This window comes from Pantoea sp. XAF26B01_ASV70 (genome assembly GCF_054512635.1).
This window is the reverse complement of record NZ_CM137251.1, coordinates 1,936,908-1,949,487: the sequence shown is the minus strand read 5'-3', so window position 1 is coordinate 1,949,487 and position 12,580 is coordinate 1,936,908. Positions and strand designations below refer to the sequence as shown.

At 52.9% G+C, this 12,580-nt stretch carries 11 protein-coding genes; 7 read left to right on the top strand and 4 right to left on the bottom strand.

Annotated elements, in window-relative coordinates:
• Positions 1-243: 243 nt before the first annotated feature.
• Positions 244-981, bottom strand: coding sequence for a carbonic anhydrase (locus ACX8ZY_RS09080; protein ID WP_052270524.1), 738 nt, complete (start codon positions 979-981; stop codon positions 244-246).
• Positions 982-2,869: 1,888 nt separating this feature from the next.
• Here ACX8ZY_RS09080 and ACX8ZY_RS09075 point away from each other — a divergent pair.
• Entirely contained in the window at positions 2,870-3,544 is a 675-nt protein-coding gene (locus ACX8ZY_RS09075) for an ATP-dependent Clp protease proteolytic subunit (RefSeq protein WP_421665365.1), read from the top strand.
• A 382-nt stretch (positions 3,545-3,926) separates the two neighbouring features.
• Here ACX8ZY_RS09075 and ACX8ZY_RS09070 read toward each other — a convergent pair whose 3' ends face one another.
• Positions 3,927-4,094, bottom strand: a complete 168-nt coding sequence (locus ACX8ZY_RS09070; RefSeq protein ID WP_459261026.1) for a hypothetical protein — start codon at positions 4,092-4,094, stop codon at positions 3,927-3,929.
• A gap of 350 nt (positions 4,095-4,444) precedes the next feature.
• Between ACX8ZY_RS09070 and ACX8ZY_RS09065 the strand changes: the two genes are divergently transcribed.
• Together ACX8ZY_RS09065 and ACX8ZY_RS09060 are read left to right on the top strand one after the other, a co-directional pair.
• Positions 4,445-4,804 (top strand): hypothetical protein, encoded by a 360-nt coding sequence (locus tag ACX8ZY_RS09065; protein WP_010260549.1) that lies wholly within the window; start codon positions 4,445-4,447, stop codon positions 4,802-4,804.
• Positions 4,805-4,871: 67 nt separating this feature from the next.
• Positions 4,872-5,216 carry a RidA family protein gene (locus ACX8ZY_RS09060; RefSeq protein ID WP_003852699.1) on the top strand — a complete coding sequence of 115 codons (345 nt, stop codon included), beginning with the start codon at positions 4,872-4,874 and terminating at the stop codon, positions 5,214-5,216.
• Positions 5,217-5,227: 11 nt separating this feature from the next.
• On the opposite strand, the gene ACX8ZY_RS09055 is transcribed toward ACX8ZY_RS09060, so the two are convergent.
• Positions 5,228-5,422, bottom strand: a complete 195-nt coding sequence (locus tag ACX8ZY_RS09055) for a YoaH family protein (RefSeq protein ID WP_010260545.1) — start codon at positions 5,420-5,422, stop codon at positions 5,228-5,230.
• A gap of 110 nt (positions 5,423-5,532) precedes the next feature.
• Here ACX8ZY_RS09055 and pabB point away from each other — a divergent pair, with 110 nt between their 5' ends.
• The 4 genes from pabB to ACX8ZY_RS09035 all read left to right on the top strand — a co-directional run bounded on the left by pabB (position 5,533) and on the right by ACX8ZY_RS09035 (position 10,794).
• On the top strand, positions 5,533-6,912 hold the full coding sequence (pabB, locus tag ACX8ZY_RS09050) for an aminodeoxychorismate synthase component 1 (RefSeq protein ID WP_158131643.1): 1,380 nt from the start codon (positions 5,533-5,535) through the stop codon (positions 6,910-6,912).
• Positions 6,896-7,459 carry a CoA pyrophosphatase gene (locus tag ACX8ZY_RS09045; RefSeq protein ID WP_158131642.1) on the top strand — a complete coding sequence of 188 codons (564 nt, stop codon included), beginning with the start codon at positions 6,896-6,898 and terminating at the stop codon, positions 7,457-7,459. The genes pabB and ACX8ZY_RS09045 overlap by 17 nt, the downstream gene beginning before the upstream one ends.
• Before the next feature lie 182 nt (positions 7,460-7,641).
• Positions 7,642-9,006, top strand: coding sequence for an L-serine ammonia-lyase (locus tag ACX8ZY_RS09040; RefSeq protein WP_158131641.1), 1,365 nt, complete (start codon positions 7,642-7,644; stop codon positions 9,004-9,006).
• Positions 9,007-9,231: 225 nt separating this feature from the next.
• Positions 9,232-10,794 carry an EAL domain-containing protein gene (locus ACX8ZY_RS09035; protein WP_158131640.1) on the top strand — a complete coding sequence of 521 codons (1,563 nt, stop codon included), beginning with the start codon at positions 9,232-9,234 and terminating at the stop codon, positions 10,792-10,794.
• 140 nt (positions 10,795-10,934) lie between these two features.
• Here ACX8ZY_RS09035 and ACX8ZY_RS09030 read toward each other — a convergent pair whose 3' ends face one another.
• Positions 10,935-12,515, bottom strand: coding sequence for a TerC family protein (locus ACX8ZY_RS09030; RefSeq protein ID WP_010260533.1), 1,581 nt, complete (start codon positions 12,513-12,515; stop codon positions 10,935-10,937).
• Positions 12,516-12,580: the final 65 nt, after the last annotated feature.

Sequence of the window (12,580 nt, the reverse complement as noted above, 5' to 3'; positions counted from 1 at the left end):
ATACCCTCACTAAGAACGGCAAAAACACTGTAATTATGTCAGTATTGGATCAACAAAGCAAAATTGATAATTATCAATAACTTATCTATTTCCGGTCGTTGGGGGCGTGGCAGCTAAAGACTCTGGATCGCGTCTGAAAGATGGGGAAAAAGGCGGCACGTGGCCGCCTGATGAGAAGCGCTCGCAGCACCGGGATGCCTGATGGAAAAGTTGCACCGCGAAAGGCAGCAGAAATCGCTGTGACTACTCTACAATCATGCGCCCATTGAGATGCTGCAACGGACGATTATTGGTGGTTTTCAGCGCCTGTTTAAAGGCGTCGAGCTGCGCCTGAGAGAGCGAAACCGGCTGTTTCAGCACCAGCCAGCGAATCCCTTCGCTGCAGGGCGGCGTCGTCAGGGAGCCACTGAAACGATAATAGTGCAGATCTTCCGGGAAGAGATCGCGTAAGTTTACCTGGCGATTAATGGTTACCTGCTGGTTTTCCTGTTTCGGCATAGCGTCGATCAACGGTGCCAGCGCCGGATTCTCTTTACCGACCTTAAACATCACCGCGACCACGGCCAGATCACCATCTTCTTTGCTGTGTACAAAGTGGGCTTCCAGGGGAAAGGTGTGCCCATTAATCTGGTTCTCACTCGGCGTATGGAAGTGATACTGACGCAGCGTGAACTTTTCACTATCCAGTACAAAATCATCTTCTTCATCAACGGTCACCTGAATCGTGTGGCCATTGTTGATCACCTTCTCAGCCGACGTATGGTAGGCCAGATCGAGTGCCTGTAAATGTCCCTCAATCGGATCTTTAATATTGATAGGCGACTGGGACTTACCTTCGTGGCAGATGTGGAAGTCGCTGGTCAGTTCGCTCCAGTGTTCCGGGCCAGCTTTGCCTTCGTACGTCCAGTGCGGTTCCGCCGCACCGGCTACGTTGAGGGTAGAAAGCGCCACAACCAGACTTAACATTTTTGGTAATTTCATTTTTATCCCTGCTTTATAAGCTTATTTGCGGCAGGGATACTATTCCGCTGACTACTGAATCAGCAAGGTGACAAAATGCGTTAAATCAAAATCAGAACGAATAAAGAGTTTATAATTACAATCAATGTTAATTTAATTAACAAACACCACGATGTGACGTTTTTAAGCACTTCAGTAAAGGGTTGATATCAATCTCTCTGAATAAAAGAGTTTCATTTTTCTGTATTTATCATTTTGATCGTCGAAACGAGCCGGGAGGGAAATTTTGCACTAAATTCAGGCGACGTAAGAAACCGCAAAACTGCACGCAGGCGGTTTTGCGGTGCAACGCGATAACGCGTCATAAAAGATTATGCAGGTGACGCTAGACATCCTTTTCTAATGGTTCATCTTCTTCATCTTCTTCCTCATCTTCAGGATAAATCTCAGCGTCATCGGGCAGCGGCTCATCGTAATCAGGGCGTTCAGACATAAATTCCTCCGGTGTCAGATAGCAATTTTGCTATGCCCTTTGAGTGTAGCTTACTCCTGCCATCTGTTTTGCAAGGCTCGCAAAAGATATCAGAAATGCGGGCGCTGCCGCAGACTCTGCTTCGCCACTGCGTGAAACAGCCTTGCGTCACAGCCGGTGCTGATAGCGTACCGGTTAATCGGATGCCCATTCGCCTCCTCCAGCCGCGTTATCATTGACGTCAGTATGATAGCGGGTTTAATAATTCGCCGTTTAAAAACCTCTGTTTTCAAAAAAACCTCTTACTCGTTTAATGAATAAAAGGCCGGAACTTAACTGTTATAATATAGGGACACGAAAAGTTAATGATGCGATTCAAAGCACAATTATGCACAAAGAAAGGTAACATTAAATAAAAACTCAACAGGAGTAGCATTAAACATCGTTATGTTGTTATAAGAAAAAATCCCTGATATAAAAGAGACAGAATTTAAACGTAACCTGTGAGCATTAGCGGATTGAATATTTCCTCTGATGCAGCCAGGCTGACTTAACAGACGATGGAGACGTAATTAAAATTCAGGAATTCTGTTATCTCTCACAGGCAATAAACTCATAGCCAGATGAGTCACATCACAATAGAAACGATGCCCACGGCATCCGTCCTCTTTAAAAGGCCGTTTAAGACTATCTCGCTAAAGATATCCGTTAATGTAAATGAAGTGGGGTTTTATATTATAAGTGAAGTGGGATGTAATCTGGCTGTTGCTGCCCTGTTGCATCCATCTGTCAGTCAGTCAGTCAGTCAGTCAGTCAGTCAGTCAGTCAGTCAGGACACCATTACATCAATAAGGAGAAATATCATTGTTCCCAAAATTACCCCGGTATAGCTTAGTGATTCTGACGCTGAGCGGTTGCGTTACCAACGATGAGGTCAAACTTAACCCAGTTGGTCAACATAGTGAACCTGTCATGCCGCATATAAACCAGGGGATCAGCCCTGCACAGCGGCGCGCGATTATGTCCGGCGAACAACCAGACTGGTCTGACGTTTATCCTCAGCGAATCTATAAAAACTCGTCAGCAGTCAGGAAATGATCTGCACGTCGTAGCGGTTAACGTCGTTACTCCACCACTCACATAGCGTAAAAAACACTGTGGAAAATAATCAACACGTCGATGATGTCTCCCTATGGGATTGGATTGTCACATTAATTTTAACCGGCATACCCGTATTAAATCTTTTCATGCTGCTTTACTGGTCCTTAAACCGAAGGACTAAACGTTCAAAGAAAAACTACGCCAGGGCGAGTTTATTATTGATATTCATCGTACTTATCTTCTATATCATCACCCTGGAAGTTACAACGGGCTATTTTCTTTTTAAACATTACTGATCCTTAAACTGACAGCGTCACACCCTTAAATGGAGTTTTTATGGTGCGTTATTTCACTTTTCTGTTATTGGGCGTCACTTCCGCTTGCTGCATAGCAAAAACGTCAGTGGTGATGAATAACACCCTGAAAGCGCTAGAGATAAAATCGGCAAAAATTGTTTACATTGGCGAGGTTAATGGCACTAAAGTGGCAGAATTGATGGCAGGCATCGATGATATTAATGCAAGTTACCCTGCTGTAAAAGAAATATCGCTTTATATAAACAGCTTTGGCGGCGACATGGAAGCTGGCTATATGGGCGGCCAGGCCGTCAGGGGGTCGAGGATTCCGATAAAAACCATCAATGCCGCAATGACGGGTTCGGCGGCTACCCTGATTTATTGCTCAGGGGCGCAAAGGGAAACATTACCCAGCGCAACGTTTTTAATCCACCCTGCAGCGAGTCAAAACATTCAGAGCAACTATCTGAAAAAAAATGAAGTCATTTTACTCAGCAGAGATATCGATAATGTCAGTAAAATATTCAGGGACACCTATGCAACCTGTTTCAAAGATGACGGGAAAGAGATAGATAAGGCCTTATTCAGTGAAGACAACCGTATTTACCTGCGTTTTCCAGAATCTGTAAAACAGGGTATTGCACAAAAACGTGTTGAAGGAATCGCCCCCGCTGATGTCGCTTATTACATTTTCACTTCAGAGGCCAGCGAATAGCAAAAATAGCGTTATCTATGGCTGCTGGACGAATACTTTTTATCAGATATGCGCCGCCTGGACAGATGGGCGTGCTGGCGGGGAGACATATCGAGCCGTTAGCGGGTAATCCAGAGAAGAACATAACGCAGACGACGTTCAGATGGGGCGCCGCAGGATGTCACCATCAATATCACTGTGAATTTTCGCAGTAAGCGCTACCCTTGTATGGTGAGTTTTTTGAGCAGCTATAGCAGGGTTGATTCAACACTGGCCAGATAAAAAGCGGCAAATAAAGCAGGCCGCTCAGCCAGATACGGCTCATTCTGGTACTGGGCGTTTATCTGTTTCTGGCTGGTGACCTGATATCACGATTATTGGCGACGCTGCTGTTGCGACCTGCTTATAAGCGGACGTACAACGCGCCCGCCAGCATAACGATGAACAGAATAGCGAAGATAATAAAGCCCTGCTTACTGCCACGGGACAATCCAACAAATGCCGAAACCACAATAAACAGCAGCGTCAGTGCGCCGACCATCACCCAAAAAAGATACTGCGTATTCGCCATGCCTGAATCCTCATCCGTAGCGCGATTTATCTGCTGTTTTATAACATTTTTATGCCGCGCGTGCCCTCACTTCTCCCGCTCTTTCGACGCTTCATGCTGCTTTAGCGCACCAGGGCTGCAACAGTGACAACGTCCGCGGCTCATGATCATGATGCAGACAGTGTGATGCAGTTAGCAAATGCAGAGGAACGCAGCGAGTAAACAAACGCGCGGATTATAATGATTAAATCAGCTTACCGTTGGGATGTGGCACCCGTAGGCTGACGTGCTGAGACTGGTTTAACATTGCCGTTCAGGCGGTGTAAAACAGATGGCCTTAACCCGACTGCCTGACTCAGGCGGAGGAATGTATGAACTGTTTCCGCATCGGCTCTCTGGCTGGCGTGCTGCTGCTCTGCGGCTGCCAGGCACCCACGCCTGATCAGGCTCGTCTGCAGCAGCCTGTTTTTCAGGGTCAAAGCACCCGCACCGTCCCTCAGCTCAGCGACTGTATTTATCGCGGCTGGTCCACCACCAGCGTCATTGCCAGAGATAACACCACCCACACCCAGCCCAACGGCAGCGAGATCAGCGTTTTTACCTGGGAAGATTCGATTTTTGCGGATGTGTCGCCCCGCCGAAAAGGGGCTGAGGTGAAATATTTCACGACTTTCCGGATGGCGCCTCAGGTGATGGCGGACAGACAGGCGATTGTTGAGCGCTGCCTGTAAGGCGTAAGGGGTGACAGCGATGTCGGGAGTGTGCCAGGCTAATGCGCAATTAACCAGGGAGAAACCGATGAGTATTACCCGCATTGACCCGGAACACCGTATGTCCGAAGCCGTGATCCACAACGACACGATCTATTACACCAGTGTGCCTGAGAATCTGGATGCCGACGCAGAAGCGCAGACAGCCAATGCGCTGGCAGTGATTGATGCGATTCTGACACGGCTCGGTAGCGATAAAAGCAAAATCCTTGATGCGACGCTGTTTCTGGTGGATAAGGCCGATTTCCCTGCGATGAACCGCGCATGGGACGCATGGGTCTCTCCAGGTAATGCGCCGGTGCGCTGCACGGTACAGGCCGGGCTGTTGAATCCGAAGTACAAAATCGAAATTAAAATTATCGCTGCACGTTAAAACGCCGGGCGTTATTCCTCTTCGTTTTCTTCATCTTCGTCTTCGAATAGCGCCCGAATCCGTTCGCCCTTGAAATTTTGTCGGATCTCCTGCGCCACCTGGGTGATCGCTTCACCGCTCGACAAACCTCCCGCCATCAATTCCTGAATACGTTCGACGGCCTGCTGCTGCTGCTCATGAGAGAGAGCCGGTATTCCTATAAACATGTTTCACTCCTGCGTTGGGGCAGACAGTATCCCACGCGGAACTAACAGGTGCCAGTCAGGAAAAAATATGGCAGTCTGACCGCCTCTTTGCTCTCTGATTTCTCTGCCCGATGATTGTTGAAACCCTCAGTCTTGATTATAACCCGGATGCGCTGACTCAGCGTTTTGCCCCGATTGCCCATCTGCCCTGGGCGATGCTGCTCTCCTCCGCGCAGGCGAACCACAGTGACAACCGCTTTGATATTCTGACCGCCGATCCCCGCGCCACCCTGGTGACCCGCGGTGCGATGACTACGCTCAGCGACCCGACCGGCACGACCGAATCAACCGCCGATCCCCTGCTGCTGGTGCAGCAGCAGTGTGATGCGCTGGGCGTGACGCCGGCTGCCAGCGATGCCCTGCCGTTTCAGGGCGGTGCGCTGGGCCTGTTTGGTTATGATCTGGGCCGCCGGTTTGAGTCCCTGCCTCAGCAGGCCGCAGCCGATCTCACCACGCCTGACATGGCGGTGGGTATCTATGACTGGGCATTGATTGCCGATCATCATCAGCAGACTCTGACGCTGGTGGCGTTAAAGAACGCGGAAGAACGCGCCGCCTGGCTGGCGCAATGGCCGGCGCGCGAGGCCGTGCCCTTTTCACTGACCAGCCGCTGGCGCTCCAACCTGAGCTATGCAGATTACGCTGCGCGTTTTGCGGCGGTTCAGGCCTATATTCAGGCGGGTGACTGTTATCAGGTTAATCTGGCGCAGCGCTTTCAGGCCGGTTACCAGGGTGATGAGTGGCAGGCGTTCAGTATACTCAATGCGGCTAACCGCGCACCGTTCAGCGCTTTTCTGCGTCTGCCGGAGAGCGCGATCCTCAGCCTGTCGCCGGAGCGCTTTCTGTCGCTGAATAATAAGCAGATCGAAACCCGACCGATCAAAGGTACCCGGCCACGCTGTGACGATCCGATTGCTGATGCGCAACAGGCTGAGTCGCTGCGCCATGCAGAAAAAGATCGGGCCGAAAACCTGATGATTGTCGATTTACTGCGCAACGATATTGGCCGGGTGGCGCTACCCGGCTCGGTCACGGTGCCGGAACTGTTTGTGGTTGAACCCTTCCCCGCCGTGCACCACCTGGTGAGCACGGTGCGGGCGCAGTTGCCTGACACCCTGCAGGCCACCGATCTGCTGCGCGCCTGTTTTCCGGGCGGCTCGATTACCGGTGCGCCCAAGATTCGGGCGATGGAGATTATTGATGAACTGGAGCCACAGCGGCGCAATGCCTGGTGCGGCAGCATCGGTTATCTCAGCCTGTGTGGCCGGATGGATACCAGCATCACCATTCGCACGCTGATCGCTGAAGATCAGCAGCTCTACTGTGCGGCGGGCGGCGGGCTTGTTGCAGACAGCGATCCCGAAGCGGAGTATCAGGAAACACTCGACAAAGTCAGCCGGATCTTACCGGCACTGGAACAAACCGGAGGTTCAGTTGGCCCTGACGCTTGATGATTTCCGCAGCCGTTTTCTGTTGCAGCAGCCTGCCCGCAGCACACAATTGCTATCCGGGCGCCATGCGGCGGTGCTGGTGCCGATTGTGGCACGGCATGAACCCGGTCTGTTGCTGACGCAGCGCTCACACGCCCTGCGCAAACATGCCGGACAGGTCGCTTTTCCCGGCGGGATGCAGGATGACACTGACGCATCGCTCATCGCCACAGCACTGCGTGAAGCACAGGAAGAGGTTGGCATTGAGCCGCATCAGGTCGAGGTATTAGGCGCACTGCCCGCCGTGACCAGCAGCACCGGCTTTCAGGTGACGCCGGTACTGGGGATCATTCCGGCCGATCTGCGGTTAACGATTAATCCGGATGAGGTGAGCAGCGCCTTTGAGATGCCGCTGGCCGAGGCTTTGCAGCTCAGCCGCTACAGCGCGCTGGAGGTGCATCGGGCTGGCGTTCGCCACCCGGTCTGGCTGTCGCGCTATCAGGATTATCTGGTGTGGGGCATGACCGCGGGTATTATCCGATCACTGAGTACTCAGATCGCATTCTGAAACCTTTCTCGTTTTTCTCTCTCCAGCCCGTCAGGTTACTGGCGCGCTGCACTATAATTTTTTCTATGAGTTTTGATAAGTTTATTTCATGCGAAAAGCTGCTCTTTCCTGGTGCATGACCATTACTATGGGCGCCATAAACTGCCCCGGCAGACTGAGAATAATTGTGAGGAGTGTCACCTGTGATTAGTGTTTTTGACATGTTCAAAGTGGGCATCGGCCCCTCAAGTTCGCATACTGTCGGCCCGATGAAAGCAGGTAAACAGTTTGTGGATTTGTTGTGCGAACAGGAAAAGCTGCAGGAGGTCACCCGGATCGCCGTGGATGTTTACGGTTCTCTCTCTCTGACCGGCAAAGGCCATCACACTGATATCGCCATTATTATGGGTCTGGCGGGTGAATCGCCGGATACGGTGGATATCGATGCGATCCCCGCCTTTATTAAAGATGTTGAGCAGCGTGAGCGACTGCTGCTGGCGAAAGGCGCACACGAAGTGGATTTCCCGCGTGAAGGCGGCATGGTATTTCGCAGTGAGAACCTCTCGCTGCATGAAAATGGCCTGCGCCTGCTCGCGTTTGCGGGCGACCTGCTGATCCTGTCAAAAACCTATTACTCCGTTGGCGGCGGTTTCATTGTTGATGAAGAGCACTTCGGGCAGTCGGCACTGGATGAAGTCTCTGTGCCCTGGCCGTTCCACTCCGCCAAAGATCTGCTGGCTCACTGTCGTGAAACCGGCATGTCACTCTCAGGTCTGGTGATGAAAAATGAGCTGGCGCTGCACAGCCGCGATGAGATCCATGCCTATTTCACTAACATCTGGCAGACGATGCAGGCCTGTATCGATCGCGGTCTGAATACCGAAGGCGTGTTGCCAGGGCCACTGCGCGTGCCGCGTCGCGCCGCCTCCCTGCGTCGTCTGCTGACCTCCTCTGACAAGCACTCAAGCGATCCGATGATTGTAATCGACTGGATCAATATGTATGCGCTGGCCGTTAACGAAGAGAACGCCGCGGGAGGCCGCGTGGTGACCGCGCCAACTAACGGTGCCTGCGGTATCGTGCCTGCGGTGCTGGCTTACTACGATCACTTCATTGAACCAGTGACACCCGACATTTTCCTGCGCTATTTCCTCGCCTCTGGCGCCATCGGCGTGCTGTACAAAATGAACGCCTCTATTTCAGGCGCGGAAGTGGGCTGTCAGGGTGAAGTGGGTGTCGCCTGTTCTATGGCGGCGGCCGGTCTGGCTGAACTGCTGGGCGGCAGTCCGGAGCAGGTCTGCGTGGCGGCTGAAATCGGCATGGAACATAACCTTGGTCTGACCTGTGACCCGGTAGCCGGTCAGGTTCAGGTGCCCTGCATTGAGCGCAATGCTATCGCCTCGGTTAAAGCGATTAACGCGGCGCGCATGGCACTTAGGCGCACCAGCGAACCCCGCGTCTCGCTGGATAAGGTTATCGAGACAATGTATGAAACCGGCAAAGATATGAACGCCAAATACCGTGAAACTTCGCGTGGCGGTCTGGCGATTAAAGTTCAGTGTGATTAAGCGAAACGATTAACTGACTAAAAAACGTGCAAACGTAATAAAATCCGCATCCTGCGCTATCTCAGCGCAGGTTAAACCGGTAGAGTGATTTCCGCGCAGCCGTCCGGCTTACGCAACTTTCCAGACCCGCTTTTCTGCATTCCGGCCTCAATGTTGATCTGACCGTGCCGATACTCACCCCGTTGTGTTTTGCTTTTTACTGGCTTTTTGGGAAGGTGAATACAGATGTTTATGGCCCAGCAATCTGTTGGAAAATTCAGACGCAAGCGTGTGCTGATAGCGCTTTCTATCGCCACCGTGGTGCTGATATTAACCCTGGCCTTTCGCTATATCGAAGAGAAGTCACGTATCGAGCAGCAGGCGATGGATTTCGCCGATAAAGCGATTATGCGGTTTGACCGGATGTTTTCACCGCTTGAGGTTTCAGCCAATAATACGCTGGGTCTGGTCGGCGTTCCCTGTCAGGATGTTCGCTTTCCACTCATCGAAAAAATCTCTTCCCTGCAGACGGTCCGGGCGATCCTGCTGGTGGATAACGACGTGCTCTACTGCTCCAGTATCTACGGGCCGCGCACCATCCCCTTTAGCCAGACTTACCCTGACTTAGCCTTTAACAGTCAGCGCATGACGCTGGCAACCGATGAGTACCTGCTGAAAGGTTCGCCCATTTTACTGCTGTGGACGCCAAAGAGCCTGGATAACCGCTCCGGGATTTTGCAGGTGATCAACATCGAAATGATGAGCAATTATCTGCTGGAGCCGCAGTTGCCCTGGGTGGAACGCGCTGTCTTTAACGTCAACGGGGAAAGCCTGGAGTATGGCAATCCACTGATCGAGCCCACGGTGCCGGCAGATGATGAAGTGAGCTATGAGCAGGGCTCGCTGCGCTATCCGTTTACGCTGACCCTCTATGGCCCCTCCCCGACCCGTCTTGCGCTGGCGACGCTTCCTTCACAGCTCCCGCTGGCGCTGCTGCTGAGCCTGCTTATGGGTTACATCGTCTGGCTGGCGACCGCAAATCGTATGAGCCTGAGCTGGCAAATCAGTTATGGCATTACGGCCCGTGAGTTTATGGTTTATTGCCAGCCGCTGATCAACACCAAAAGTGGTGAGTGCGACGGTATTGAGTTACTGCTGCGCTGGCATAATCCCCGTCAGGGCTGGATTGCACCGGATGTCTTTATTCCCCTGGCCGAGCGACAGAACCTGATCAAACCGCTGACGCGCTTTGTACTGAATGAGGTGGTGAGTCAGTTACCGCAGTTGCCCGACGATCCCGCGTTCCATATCGCCATTAACGTTGCCGCCAGCCACTTCCGCGACCACGCCATTCTGGAAGATCTGCACAACCTGTGGTGGCCTGCCAATCCGGTGCCAAAACTGGTGGTGGAGCTCACCGAGCGCGATGCCCTGCCGGTCGTGGACCAGTCGGTGATTGCGCAACTGCACGACATCGGTGTCCGGCTGGCGATTGATGATTTTGGTACCGGTCACAGCTCACTCTCCTACCTGAAAGATCTGCAGCCAGATGTGCTGAAAATCGACAAGATTTTCACCGCAGCCATCGGCACTGACGCGATTAATGCCACGGTGACGGATATGGTGATTTCGCTGGCCCAGCGCCTGAATATCAGTCTGGTGGCCGAAGGCGTGGAGACGGCTGAGCAGGCGGCCTATCTGCGCGAACGCGGCGTGGATCATTTGCAGGGCTACTATTTTGCCCGCCCGATGCCGCTGCAGGACTTCCCGGCGTGGCTGGCGCAGCATCAGGCTGATGCCCGCAGGTGACAATCGCCTGAGCCCCGTTTCGCCCTGCCTGATGACCTTACGCCACAGACAAAAAAACAGCCGCGGCAATGAGCCAGCGGCTGTCGGAGAATTCAGCGCGGCCGGTAAACCCGGCAGCGCCGCTGCATCAACGAGAACGATTAGCCCTCTTCATCCTCATCATGCGGTTTATCTTTAGTGACACGCACCAGATCGATACGGTAGTCGGTCGCTTCGATAATCTGGAAGTGCAGCGGAGTAATATCAATCACATCGCCAGGAAGCGGTAACTGCCCTTTCTGCTCAATCAGCAGGCCCGCCAGCGAGGCGTGGTCTTCTGTCGGGTCGACCAGCTCATGGAAGTCGAGCAACTGCTGCAGCGAGTGCAGATCGGTCCCCCCTTTCACTAACCAGCCATCACCATCCGCAATGATATCGGGCGTTTCATCTTCATCCGGGAATTCACCCGCAATCGCTTCCAGCACGTCCAGCGGCGTAATCAGACCCTGAACCACACCAAACTCATTGGTGACAATCACGAAGCTGCCCTTGGCACGACGTAGCACGCCAAGCAGGTTGATCGGATCCAGCGTCTCCGGCACCACGATGGTGGGTGTATTGGCCGCAAAGGTCGCCACATCCACACCGTGCTCCAGCGCCACCAGTAGCTCTTTGGCTCGCACAACGCCGACAATTTCATCCAGTTCACCCCGACAGACCGGGAACAGGCTGTGAGGCGTATCAAGCAGCTGACCGCGAATCTCATCTACCGGCCGATTCGCATCGACCCAGGAGATTTCACCGCGCGGCGTCATGATGCTGCGAATCGAGCGGGAAGCCAGCGTCAGCACGCCATTAATCATATAGCGCTCTTCATCTTTAAACGCTTCCTGCGGCATCGCTTCCGCCAGCGCTGCCTCTTCGCTGCTGCTGGTGTTGCCATTGCTGGCGGTCTGGGCACGGTTGCGGCCCCCCATCAGGCGTAAAATCGCTTCGGCGGTGCGTTCACGCATCGGGCGATTTGACTGATGGCGGATAAAGTTACGACGTGCAACCTGGTTGAACAGCTCAATCAGAATCGAGAAGCCAATCGCCGCATAGAGGTAGCCTTTAGGAATATGGAAACCAAAGCCTTCTGCCACCAGCGACAGACCGATCATCAGCAGGAAGCTCAGGCAGAGCACCACTACAGTCGGATGCGCGTTAACAAAGTTGGTTAACGGCTTAGATGCCAGCAGCATCACACCCATCGCAATCACCACGGCGGTCATCATCACCGGCAGGTGGTTCACCATACCCACGGCGGTAATCACAGCATCCAGCGAGAAGACGGCGTCCAGTACCACAATCTGCGTCACGACAGCCCAGAAACTGGCATATCCCCGATTACCGGATCCGTCGAGCTGCCGGTTCTCCAGCCGCTCGTGCAGCTCCATGGTCGCCTTAAACAACAGGAACAGACCACCCGCCAGCAGAATTAAATCACGACCGGCAAAGCTGAAACCGCCTACGCTAAAAAGAGGCGTCGTCAGCGTCACCATCCAGGAGATCAGCGACAGCAGACCCAGACGCATGACCAGCGCCAGTGACAGGCCAATCAGGCGTGCTTTATCACGCTGCTTCGGCGGCAGTTTGTCGGCCAGGATGGCAATAAACACCAGGTTATCAATGCCGAGTACGATTTCCAGCACCACGAGCGTCAGTAAACCCGCCCAGATTGAGGGGTCGAATAAAAATTCCATTATTTATGACTCCAGAACAGGGAACAGATCGCGGTGCTGCTTATCAGCGCAGCAAAGCGTGACAT

What these genes read in the sequence shown, in the direction of transcription:
- ACX8ZY_RS09080 (WP_052270524.1), bottom strand. Translation starts at nt 981, where the DNA reads ATGAAATTACCAAAAATGTTAAGTCTGGTTGTGGCGCTTTCTACCCTC.
- ACX8ZY_RS09075 (WP_421665365.1), top strand. Translation starts at nt 2,870, where the DNA reads ATGGTGCGTTATTTCACTTTTCTGTTATTGGGCGTCACTTCCGCTTGC.
- ACX8ZY_RS09070 (WP_459261026.1), bottom strand. Translation starts at nt 4,094, where the DNA reads ATGGCGAATACGCAGTATCTTTTTTGGGTGATGGTCGGCGCACTGACG.
- ACX8ZY_RS09065 (WP_010260549.1), top strand. Translation starts at nt 4,445, where the DNA reads ATGAACTGTTTCCGCATCGGCTCTCTGGCTGGCGTGCTGCTGCTCTGC.
- ACX8ZY_RS09060 (WP_003852699.1), top strand. Translation starts at nt 4,872, where the DNA reads ATGAGTATTACCCGCATTGACCCGGAACACCGTATGTCCGAAGCCGTG.
- ACX8ZY_RS09055 (WP_010260545.1), bottom strand. Translation starts at nt 5,422, where the DNA reads ATGTTTATAGGAATACCGGCTCTCTCTCATGAGCAGCAGCAGCAGGCC.
- pabB (WP_158131643.1), top strand. Translation starts at nt 5,533, where the DNA reads ATGATTGTTGAAACCCTCAGTCTTGATTATAACCCGGATGCGCTGACT.
- ACX8ZY_RS09035 (WP_158131640.1), top strand. Translation starts at nt 9,232, where the DNA reads ATGTTTATGGCCCAGCAATCTGTTGGAAAATTCAGACGCAAGCGTGTG.
- ACX8ZY_RS09030 (WP_010260533.1), bottom strand. Translation starts at nt 12,515, where the DNA reads ATGGAATTTTTATTCGACCCCTCAATCTGGGCGGGTTTACTGACGCTC.